At 66.0% G+C, this 10,535-nt stretch carries 9 protein-coding genes; 5 read left to right on the top strand and 4 right to left on the bottom strand.

The genetic code is table 11. The features are described 5' to 3' along the window. Positions 1-11 precede the first annotated feature (11 nt). Genes metG through Q7T26_10685 form a run of 3 tightly spaced genes read left to right on the top strand, consistent with a single transcriptional unit; the run spans position 12 to position 3,111 of the window. Positions 12-1,646, top strand: a complete 1,635-nt coding sequence (gene metG / locus Q7T26_10695) for a methionine--tRNA ligase (GenBank protein ID MDO8532610.1) — start codon at positions 12-14, stop codon at positions 1,644-1,646. Then, positions 1,646-2,638 (top strand): polyprenyl synthetase family protein, encoded by a 993-nt coding sequence (locus Q7T26_10690; protein ID MDO8532609.1) that lies wholly within the window; start codon positions 1,646-1,648, stop codon positions 2,636-2,638. Before metG ends, Q7T26_10690 begins: the two co-directional genes overlap by 1 nt. Before the next feature lie 11 nt (positions 2,639-2,649). Next, positions 2,650-3,111 (top strand): hypothetical protein, encoded by a 462-nt coding sequence (locus tag Q7T26_10685; GenBank protein MDO8532608.1) that lies wholly within the window; start codon positions 2,650-2,652, stop codon positions 3,109-3,111. Between the two features lie 115 nt (positions 3,112-3,226). Here Q7T26_10685 and Q7T26_10680 read toward each other — a convergent pair whose 3' ends face one another. Further along, positions 3,227-4,765, bottom strand: coding sequence for an amidohydrolase (locus Q7T26_10680; GenBank protein MDO8532607.1), 1,539 nt, complete (start codon positions 4,763-4,765; stop codon positions 3,227-3,229). A gap of 309 nt (positions 4,766-5,074) precedes the next feature. On the opposite strand from Q7T26_10680, the gene rlmD reads away from it, so the two are divergent. Both rlmD and Q7T26_10670 read left to right on the top strand, forming a co-directional pair. Further along, on the top strand, positions 5,075-6,271 hold the full coding sequence (gene rlmD, locus Q7T26_10675) for a 23S rRNA (uracil(1939)-C(5))-methyltransferase RlmD (protein ID MDO8532606.1): 1,197 nt from the start codon (positions 5,075-5,077) through the stop codon (positions 6,269-6,271). A gap of 30 nt (positions 6,272-6,301) precedes the next feature. Further along, positions 6,302-6,892: a class I SAM-dependent methyltransferase gene (locus Q7T26_10670; GenBank protein MDO8532605.1), complete on the top strand. Its 591-nt coding sequence runs from the start codon at positions 6,302-6,304 to the stop codon at positions 6,890-6,892. Positions 6,893-7,165: 273 nt separating this feature from the next. Here the strand turns inward: Q7T26_10670 and Q7T26_10665 are convergent, their stop codons facing one another. From Q7T26_10665 to mfd, 3 genes are all read right to left on the bottom strand, one after another. After that, on the bottom strand, positions 7,166-7,606 hold the full coding sequence (locus Q7T26_10665; GenBank protein MDO8532604.1) for a PIN domain-containing protein: 441 nt from the start codon (positions 7,604-7,606) through the stop codon (positions 7,166-7,168). Further along, positions 7,607-7,885, bottom strand: coding sequence for an AbrB/MazE/SpoVT family DNA-binding domain-containing protein (locus tag Q7T26_10660; protein MDO8532603.1), 279 nt, complete (start codon positions 7,883-7,885; stop codon positions 7,607-7,609). It abuts the gene before it with no gap. A 381-nt stretch (positions 7,886-8,266) separates the two neighbouring features. After that, on the bottom strand, positions 8,267-10,535 hold a 2,269-nt coding region (gene mfd / locus Q7T26_10655), incomplete at its 5' end, for a transcription-repair coupling factor (GenBank protein ID MDO8532602.1).

Below are 10,535 nucleotides of genomic sequence, written 5' to 3'. Positions count from 1 at the left end.
GCAACGGCTCGCTGCACATCGGCCAGATCGTGGGCGCTTACCTGCCGGCCGATATCTTCGCCCGCTATCACCGCGCCGCCGGCCACGAAGTGCTGATGGTCTCCGGCAGCGACCAGCACGGCACGCCCATCACCGTCCGCGCCGAGCAGGAAGGCACCACTCCCGACAAGGTAGTCGCCAAGTATCACGGCGAGTTCGTGGAATCGTGGCGGAAGCTGGGCATCAACTTCGACCTCTACACGTCCACTGGCACGCAGAATCACACCCAGACCGTCCACGAGATATTTCTTTCCCTCCTTGAGCAGGGCTATATCTACAAAGGCAGCCAGTCCCTCCCCTACTGCCCGAAGGAGGCGCGGTTCCTTCCCGACCGCTATGTGGAAGGGACGTGCCCTCACTGCCGCTACGAGAGCGCCCGCGGCGACCAGTGCGACAAGTGCGGGCGGACGCTGAACCCCATCGACCTCGTGGGCGCCCGGTGCAAGCTCTGCGGCGCCACTCCGGGGATCCGCGACTCCGAGCACTATTTCCTGAAGCTGAGCGCCTTCCAGGACCGCCTCCTCGCCTGGGTCAAGCAGCAGTCTCACTGGCGCTCCAATGTGCTCAACTTCAGCACAAACTTCATCGCGGGCGGGCTGAACGACAGGGCCATCACCCGCGACATCGAATGGGGCGTGACGGTGCCCGCGCCCGGCTTCGAGCACAAGCGCATCTACGTGTGGTTTGAGGCGGTGTGCGGCTATCTCTCCGCCAGCAAGGAATGGTCGCAGAAAGGCGGCCAGCCGGACAGGTGGAAGGACTACTGGCAGAGCAAGGACTGCCGATCCTATTACTTTATCGGCAAGGACAATATACCCTTCCACACAATCATCTGGCCCGCCATGCTGATGGGCTACGGCGGACTGAACCTGCCCTATGACGTGCCCGCCAACGAGTTCCTGACGCTGGAGGCCCAGAAGATCTCCACCAGCCGCAACTGGGCGGTCTGGCTGCCGGACTACCTGGCCCGCTTCCCGGCGGACCCGCTCCGGTACTACCTCTCGGCGGGCATGCCGGAGTCGTCAGACGCGGACTTCTCGTGGCGCGAATACCTGCGCCGCAACAACGACGAACTGGTGGCCACCTACGGCAATCTGGCGCACCGCATTCTTACGTTTACCTACCGCAACTTCAACGGCGCGGTCCCCGACCCGGGTGAGCTGGACGCGCCCGCCAGGGCCATTCTGGCCAAAGCTGAGGATGCGTTTCAAGCCGTGGAGCGCCATCTGCGCAACTGTCATTTCAAGGCAGCCATCGGCGCCGCAATGGGGCTGGCGCAGGACGCGAACCGCTACGTGGACGAGACCGCGCCCTGGCGCGCCATCAAGCAAAACCGCCAGGCCGCCGCGCGCGCCCTCTGGACTTCCATGGCAGTGATCTCCTGCCTGAAGACAGCCCTGTACCCCTTCCTCCCCTTCAGCTCCCAAACGCTGCACGAGTCGCTGGGCAACCAGGGCGCCGTTGAGAGCGCGGGATGGGCCTTCCACAAGCCCGCCGCGGGGCAGACACTCGCCACGCCGAAGCCTCTGTTCACCAAGCTGGAGGACAGCATGATTGAGGAGGAGGTCCAGCGGCTGCGCCAGGCAACGTCGGCGGGACAGAAGTGATGGCCCTCTCCGACTCCCGCGCCAACGTTGACAAGCACGCCTTTTACGAGCCAATCAGAAGCGATCTGGCGCAGGTGGAAGACAACCTCCGCAAGGTCGCGCAAGAAGGTTTCCCCCATCTGTCCCGGCTTCTGGAGAAGTCCATCCTTGCCCAGGGCAAACGCGTCCGCCCGGCCATCACTCTGCTGGCCTCCCATTTCCACGAACGAGACTCCCTTAACCCCGTGCTCATGGCCACAGCCACGGAGCTGTTGCACATCGCCAGCCTCATCCACGACGACACGGTGGACGACGCGCCTATCCGGCGCGGTCAGCCAACCATCAGCAATCTCTTCAGCAAACGAGAGGCCGTGCTGGTGGGCGACTACGTCTTCGCCCGGTCGGCCACCTTCGTCAGCGACACCGGCAACGTGCGCGCCGTACGCCGCTTCTCGGAGGCGATCATGGCCCTGTCCAGCGGCGAGCTTCGGGAGATCGCGACCGCCTTCGAATGGCGCCAGGCGTCGGAGAACTACTGGCAGCGGATAGCGGACAAGACGGCGTCGCTCTTCGCGATGGGCGCGGAGAACGGCGCCCTCCTCAGCGGCGCGCCGGAGTCCACAGTGCAGGCCTTCCGCGGGTACGGCCACAACTTGGGCATGGCCTTTCAGATTGTGGACGACATCCTGGACTACGAGGGCGACGCAGCCGAGGTGGGCAAGCCCGTGGGCGGCGACCTGCTGCAAGGCACCCTCACCCTTCCCGCCATCATGCTCATGGAGCGGCAACCGGACGCCAACCCCATTCCGGCTATCTGTCAGAACCAGGACAGAGAAGCCAACGTGAAGCGGGCGCTCCAGGCCGTCGCCACATCGGGCATCATCCCGGACTGCTATCGCGTGGCGGAGGAATACGTGACGCGCGCCCGCGAGGCCCTTGCGCCCCTGTCGGACATCCCCGCCCGACGCTCGCTGCTGATGCTGGCCGACTACGTGCTCGTCCGCAGGAAGTAGGAGACTCGGCATTGCCCCGACCGCTGATGCGCCCGCCGCGACCACGCCCCTTCATCCTCTTATTGCTCTTGTGTTTGCTTCTCCTCGCTTCCTGTGCCCCCGCCCAGCCCGTCAGTGACACCGACGCGCTTCAGGCACTTGTCGCCCAGGGCGCGCGCTACGTCACGCAGAAGGACAGCCGCGGGCTGACGCTCATGTCGTCGGCGGCGTGCGGCTCTCCCTCCTATCTCTTTGACATGGGCCGGCTGGAGAAGCTCTGGGCCACCTACGCGGTGAGGGTGGATATCGAGAGCGTCCGGGTCGTGGAGATCGGGGCGGACAAGGCGAAAGTGGAAGTAACGCAGACGCTCAAAAAGGTCTCAGGGCCGGACTTTCAGGACACGCGCGCCCGGCATATCTATTCGTTCGTGAAGGAAAACGGCGCGTGGAAGCTCTGCGCCAACGACGTGGCGTCGAGCCAGCGATTGCCCTAGGAGCTATTCCGGAAGTCATCTGTTCACCCCGCAATGAATTGCGGGGCATCAGTGCCCCCGAATTTATTCGGGGGTTGCAAGCTGATTTCGGAACAAGCCCTAGCCCAGGTCAGGGTTAACCCTCCCACGCCACCTTCCCGCCAATCATCGTCATGTGCACCCGAATGTCCTTAATGGCGTCCGCGTCCACGGACGTCGGGTCGGCGGAGAGCAGCACCAGGTCGGCGAACATGCCGGGCATGATGGCCCCTCGCTCCTTCTCCTCGAAGGCGGCGTAGGCGGCGGCCCGCGTGTGCATCTCCAGGGCTTCCTGGACGGTTATCGTCTCCTCCGGCGCAACCGCTTGCCCGCTGGCGGCGCGTCGGGTCACCGCCGCCGACATGCCCAGCAGCGCGCTGGGGGGCGCGACCGGCGCGTCCGACCCCGCGGCGGGGCGCAGCCGCGCGCCCACGAACGACTTGCACCGATAGAGCCAGGCGTGCTTGTCGGCGGGGACCTCGGCCAGATACCGCTCACCGCTGTGGTGGATGAACGCGGGCTGGGTCACGACCACAACATCACGCCCCACGAGGCGCTCCAGCAGCTCCGGCGGGCACAGCGAGCAGTGCTCGACGCGCAGGCGCCTGTCGCTGGCGCCGGGGATGGAGGCGAAAGCCGCCGCAAAGGCGTCCGCCACCGCAGCGATGGGCCGCTCCTCCACCGCGTGGACCGCCACCTGCCAGCGCAGGCGGTACAGCCGCAGGACCAGATCACGCAGCTCCTCGGCGGACGGGTACAGCGCTCCCGTCGCCTCCTGCAGCATGATCTTTGCGGCCCCCAAGCGCAGCCGATTGTCCCCCGCGCGGAAGGAGAGGCCCGCCCATAGAAAGGCGTCTATCTGGCGGCCATCCGCCATCATGGTGACGCGCAGAGGCAGCTCGCCACTGGCCGACAGGCGTTGCATCGTCCGCCAGTCGTCGGGGCCGTTGTGGTACGTCGCGTCCTGCAGCGATGTATAGCCCTGCGACAGGTACAAACGCATAGCCCGGCGCACGCCGTCGCTCAACTCCGCGTCGGTCAACCGCGGCACGCGCTCCTTCAGATAGGCGTCCGCGTCGTACAGAATGCCCGTCGGCTCGCCGGAAGGCGCCGCCCGGTCAATCAGCCCCTCCGGCGGATCGGGCGTCTCCAGCGAGATGCCGACCGCCCGCAAGCCGCGACTGTTCAGGACGACGGCATGTCCCGACCGGTGCGCCAGCCGAACGGGGTGCTCCGGCGCGGCCTCGTCCAGGTCCCATCGCGTGGGATGGCGTCGTTCGGCAAGGTAGAACTCGTTGTAGCCGACTGCCCGCACCCACTGGCCGGATGGAGTCTCAGCGGCGCGACGACGGACAGCCGCTTGCAGTTCCGGAATGGAGAGCACCGCCGCGGGGGAGCAGTCCACGCTCAGCAGGTGCGCCGCGTAGGCGAAGAGATGCGTGTGCGCGTCAATGAATCCGGGGACAAGGCCCAGGCCCGCGCCGTCAACGACGCGCGTCCCCGGCTGGCGCAGCCCGTCCAGGTCGGCGGTCTCGCCCACGTAGGCGATGCGCTCCCCCTGGACGGCCACCAGCGTCGCCAGAGGCCGACGGCGGTCGTTGGTCAGGGCGCGGACGTTGTGGAAGATAATGTCCATGGGCGTTCGTAACCTAAGGGTATTGTCCCGAACCGACGCTGGATGTCAAGCCGACCGTATCCGCGCCATGACGGACTGCGTCGCATGGTATCATAACCCAGTGTCCCGAGTCAGAATTGCTCCGGAAAGCCGCGAGCGCGCAGGGCCACCCTGCGGCCCGCCGGGGTCGTAGGGGTGTCCCCACCCCTCCCGATATAAGGTGAGGCGGGGGGACACCCCCCCAACCCCCGTCAGAAGGGCTTCGCCCTCCTGAACCTCCCTGGTATGGTTTCGCAGAAACCGCACTAGCTAGAAAGAGCAACGAGCTTTATGCCCGACGACCAGAAACAACCGCAGCAAGGCGACACCGTCCGCCTCACCATAGAGGAAATGGGGTTCATGGGCGAGGCCCAGGCCAGCCTGGACGATACGCCCGTCTTCGTGGCGAACGCCATCCCCGGCGAGGAGGTCGTCGCGCGGGTGCTTCGTCGGCGGCGACACCATGTCGCTGCGGAGGCGATTGGGATACTGAAGCCGTCACCGCACCGCGTGACCGCGCCCTGCCCCTACTACGGCCCGTGCAGCGGCTGCCAGTGGCAGCACATCGCGTACGAGCGTCAACTTGAGATGAAGCGTACCCTGGTGGTGGAGCAGTTGCGCCGCTTCGGCAACTTCGAGGACGCGCCGGTGAGGCCGACCATCCCGGGCGAGCCGTGGGGCTACCGCAACCACGCGCGCTTCACCATCAGCCCCGCAGGGCGGGGGGCGCTGGGCTTTGTGCACAAGGAGACGCGTCGGTGGGTGCGCATTGACCGGTGCATGCTCATGCACGAGTCCATCAACCTGGCCCTCGCCCAGCTTCAGGACCGCTGCGCCGAGACGACGCAACTCTCCATCCGCTCAGGCGTCACGACAGGCTCGCTGCTCATCCAGCCGACCCTGAAGGAGTCGTCCATCCCGTTGCCTTCGGGCCAGATGCACTACGAGGACGAGATACTGGGGCGCCGCTTCCGCGTTGCATCTTCGTCCTTCTTTCAGGTCAACATCGCCCAGGCGGAGCGCATGGTGCGGCTGATTGAGGAGCGGCTGGGGCTGACCGGCCGGGAGTACGTGGTGGACGCCTACGCGGGCGTCGGCACCTTCGCCATTCTGCTGGCGGGGAAGGCCCGCAAGGTCGTCGCCGTCGAGGAGTCGCCGTCGGCGGTGAAGGACGCGAAGGCGAACGCCCGAGGGATAAGGAACATCGAGTTCGTGGAGGCGAAAACCGAGGCTGCACTATCGAAGCTCACCGAGCGGCCCGACGCCGTCATCATGGACCCGCCGCGCGTCGGGTGCCATCCCCAGGCGTTGGCGGCGCTCATCGCCCTGGCTCCTCCGAAGGTCGTGTACGTGTCGTGCGACCCCTCCGCGCTGGGGCGCGACCTGCGGGTCCTGTGCGACGGCGGCTACCGTCTGACCGAAGTCCAGCCGATTGACCTGTTTCCCCAGACGTACCACGTGGAGTGCGTGGCGACTCTGGAACGGTAACAACGGGGGGCGCGGGAGGCCGCCAAGGCCATGAGTCGCACGTTCGCCGCTCTCTATGACATCTGCACCGCGCCGTGGGAAGCGATGGGCCTCCGGCGTATGCGGAGACGCCTGCTCTCCGCGGCGCACGGTCGCGTGCTAGAGGTCGGCGCGGGGACCGGCGCGAACCTGCCGCTATATCCACCACAGGCGCATGTCGTCGCGACCGAGTACGATGACAGCATGGCGCGACAGGCACGCAAGCACCTGAACAAGGCGCCTGTTCCCGTCCAACTCCTGATGGCCGACGCGCAGGCGCTGCCCTTCGCCGACGCGTCGTTCGACGTAGCAGTCGGCACGCTCGTCTTCTGCACCGTCGCGGAGCCGCTGCTAGCGCTCGGCGAGGTGCGGCGGGTGCTGCGACCCGGCGGGCGACTCCTGTTGCTGGAACACGTTCGATGGGAGAACGCCTTTGGGCGGTTGCAGGACGGTCTGACGCCGCTCTGGAAGCGGTTCGCGCACGGGTGTCATCTGGACCGCCGCACGCTGGAGACGGTGCGCATGGCCGGGTTCGAGGTGGAGGGCGTCCGCGCGCACCACGCGCCGCTGACGGTGCTGGAGATTCGCGCGGTCAGGCAGTAGAGCGCGGCGAGGCCCCGCTACTCCATCCCCATCGCGCTCAGCACGGAGGCCAGCACCTTCCGCCACCTGTCGCCGGGTTACCATGACCCTAGATAACCGCTTCACTACCTCGACAAGCGAGGCAGGAGAGGGCTGGGCGACGACTCAGTTGTCGCCCCGAGCGGAGCGAGGGGTCTCCCCCGCAGTGCGCCCCCGCGGGGAGATTCCTCGCTTTCTCTCGGAATGACAGACCATAGCGTAGCGACTCTTGTAAAGACCGCCACGCACGTGCATTCAGGCAAGCAGTTGCTTCAGGAAATCGCCCGGAGTCATGATCACCAGCGGCAGGCGGGCGTTCTGGATCACAGCGGTCATGAAGTGCCGACGGTCGAGGGTCAGCAGGACGACGCTGTGCGACGCGAGGGCTGAGGCGAGCACATGCGCATCTTTGGGCGATATGAGGAGCGCGCAGCGTTCCATCTCGTGCCGCGGCGCGGGAACGCATATCTCCGGGTCAAGCGCGGCGAGGAGTTTATAGTAACGGACATGTTCCGCCTCGCCGAACTTCTCCATGATGTTCTTCCGCGCTTCCAGCAGGACCCGCAGCGAGACAATCGCACGGTAATGTCGGCTCTGGCAGACCTCAAGAGCGACAGACGAGCCGCCCGAGGGCGATTTGGCAGCCGCTACGAGAATGCTCGCGTCCAGGAAGACGCGCGTCCGCTCACGCGGCATCTACAGCTTGCCCTTGCGCAGAAGCGCCCTGATGCGCGCGGCCGTTCGGGGATCGAGCTTATCTTCCTCAAGCAACCGCTGAATATCCTCGTCCGTATACAGGCGCACCGACTCCTCATCTGATCGGACGGGACGGACCTCCAAGCAGTCGTCCACGAGCGTGACGCTGAGGAGCGTGTCCGGGCCGATGCCCAGCGCCTCGCGGAACGCGGCGGGGATGGTCATCTGCCCCTTGGGCAGAGGGCGGACGATCTTGCGGCGTTTTGCGGTCTGCACCATACAACATTACCTCAATTTAGAAAGTAGTAAATTCCAACTTCTATTATCGCGCGGCGCGGAAGATGATGCAAGATGACTCGTGCTCACTCCAGGGCAATCGCGTCTAAGTCCTTCTTACTTATGGACACGGCAAACCACAAAGGGGGCGTCCCTTCGTCGCTCCGGCGAAAAGCCTGCCCCGGCGAAGGCCGTGGGCCGGAGCCCAGAGACACAAGCTCGCCCGCGACGGGTGACACTGGATTCCGGCCCCGTATCGGGTACGGGGCAAGCTCTCCGCCGGAATGACGGTGGTGAACCAGCGGGCTTTCCCCAGCATTTCTTCACAGTCTCTTGGGACGGACGGGAATGAACGCTCGCATTAAGACGCGATTGCCCTTGCGCTCACTCCATCCCCATCGCGCTCAGCACCGAGGCCAGCACCTTGCGCCACCTGTCGCCGAGCTTGTTCAAGTCCAGCCGCACCTGGTTGAAGCCCACCTGCACCCACGTCCCGTACGCCTTTTCGAGGAACGCCTTGTCCGGCTGCACCCCGTTCCGGAACTGCACCACGATGCTCCCATTCTGACGTGACACCGCCTGCACCCCTGCCCGACCGGCCAGCAGCCTGATACGCACCACGTACAGCAGGTCCTGTATCTCGGCGGGCGGCGGGCCGAAGCGGTCCGTCATCTCCTGCCGCACGTCCTCCATGTCCTCTTCGCTGCGGGCGCGCACCAGCTTTCCGTACAGTCCCAGGCGGGCGGCCACATCCGGCACGTAGCTTTCCGGGATGTGGGCGGCCAGGGGCAGGTCCATCGCCACCTCCGGCAGGGGCGCCTGCGGCAGCAGCTCGACGGGCGGGCGCTCGCCCTTGTCCACATACTGCTGCGCCTTCAGCTCGCGCACCGCCTCCTCAAGCAGACGCGAGTACAGGTCGAATCCCACCGAGTTGATCTGCCCACTCTGCTCCGCACCCAGCAGGTTCCCGGCGCCGCGTATTTCTAGGTCCTTCATGGCGATGCGGAAGCCCGCGCCCAGCTCAGTGGCCTCCATGATGGTGGCGAGGCGCCTGTCCGCCGTCTCGGTGAGGCGCATGCCAGGCGGCGTCAGAAAGTACGCATAGGCGCGCGCGGCGCCCCGGCCCACACGTCCTCGCAACTGGTGGAGTTGGGACAGGCCGAACGTATGCGCGTCCTGCACGATGAGCGTATTCACGTTGGGAATGTCCAGGCCGGATTCGATGATAGTGGTGCAGACCAGCACGTCATACGCACCGTTATAGAAGTCCAGCATCACCCGCTCCAGATCGTGCTCGTCCATCTGGCCGTGCGCCACGGCTACCGACGCCTCCGGCACCAGCTTCCGGACCCGCTCCGCGATGAACTCGATGTTGTGGACGCGGTTATGTAGAAAGAAGACCTGCCCGCCCCGGTCCATCTCGCGCAGGACCGCCTCGCGGACGACGTCGTCGCTGTCGTCCACCACGTAGGTCTTGATGGGCAGGCGCTCCTCCGGCGGAGTCTGGATGGTCGAGAGGTCGCGGACGCCCGCCAGCGACATGTGCAGAGTGCGCGGTATAGGCGTGGCCGAAAGTGTGAGCACGTCCACCGTGGCGCGCATTCGCTTGAGCCGCTCCTTGTGGAGCACGCCGAAACGCTGCTCCTCGTCAATGATGACCAGCCCCAGCTCCTTGAACTCCACGTCCTTCTGAAGCAGGCGGTGCGTCCCGATGACGATGTCCACATCGCCCGCCTTGAGTCGCCGCACCACATCGTTCTGCTCCTTGTCCGAGCGGAAGCGGGAGAGCATCTCGACGCGGATGGGGAAGGCCGCCATGCGCTGTCGGAAGGTGTTGAAGTGCTGCTCGGCCAGGACGGTGGTGGGCACCAGCAGCGCCACCTGCTTTCCGTCCATCACCGCCTTGAACGCGGCGCGCACGGCCACCTCCGTCTTCCCAAAGCCCACGTCGCCGCAGACCAGTCGGTCCATGGGCCGCGGCTTCTCCATGTCCGCCTTGACCTCCTGTATGGTGACGGCCTGGTCGGCGGTCTCCACGTAGGGAAAGGCGGCCTCCATCTCCTGCTGCCAGGGGGTGTCCGGCGGATAGGCGTGGCCGGGCGCGATCTCCCGCGCGGCATAGACGGCCAGCAGGTCCTTCGCCACCTCCCTGGCCGACTCCTTGACCCGCTGCTTGGTCCGCTCCCATTCGGCGCTCCCCAGCCGCGACAGGGAAGGCGACGCCTCGCCGGGAGCGACGTATGGCGCGACGCGGTCAATGTGCTCCGTGGGCACATAGAGCTTGTCGCTCTCGGCGTATTCAAGCACCAGGAACTCCCGCTCCTGTCCTTCCACGGAAGGACGCCGGAGCGTGCCCACGAAGCGGCCGATGCCGTGCTCCACGTGCACCACGTACTCGTTCAGCTTCAGCTCGGCCAGAAACGCCTCGCGCTTGATGGGACGACGGCGCATCACACGGCGCTGCTTGGTGAACCCGAAGACCTCGGCGTCCGTGAGCAGCGTCAGCCCCGGCGTCGCGAAGCCCTCGGCAGGCGATCCCTTGACCAGCGTCACGCTCGCGGGCGGCGACTTCGCAAGCTCCTCGATGATGTCGGCGGCGACGTCCTCCTCGCGTAGCAGCTCGCCGATGCGTTGCGCCTGGTGGGACGCGACG

The sequence above is a fragment of the Dehalococcoidia bacterium genome (assembly GCA_030648205.1).
Classification (GTDB): Bacteria; Chloroflexota; Dehalococcoidia; order JAUSIH01; family JAUSIH01; genus JAUSIH01.
The sequence above is the reverse complement of the archived record's forward strand: the minus strand, read 5'-3'. Positions and strand labels throughout refer to the sequence as shown.

Bases quoted from the DNA above. Each gene is read 5' to 3' on its own strand.
- Q7T26_10690 (MDO8532609.1), top strand. From the start codon at position 1,646: ATGGCCCTCTCCGACTCCCGCGCCAACGTTGACAAGCACGCCTTTTAC.
- Q7T26_10680 (MDO8532607.1), bottom strand. From the start codon at position 4,765: ATGGACATTATCTTCCACAACGTCCGCGCCCTGACCAACGACCGCCGT.
- rlmD (MDO8532606.1), top strand. From the start codon at position 5,075: ATGCCCGACGACCAGAAACAACCGCAGCAAGGCGACACCGTCCGCCTC.
- Q7T26_10670 (MDO8532605.1), top strand. From the start codon at position 6,302: ATGAGTCGCACGTTCGCCGCTCTCTATGACATCTGCACCGCGCCGTGG.
- Q7T26_10665 (MDO8532604.1), bottom strand. From the start codon at position 7,606: ATGCCGCGTGAGCGGACGCGCGTCTTCCTGGACGCGAGCATTCTCGTA.
- Q7T26_10660 (MDO8532603.1), bottom strand. From the start codon at position 7,885: ATGGTGCAGACCGCAAAACGCCGCAAGATCGTCCGCCCTCTGCCCAAG.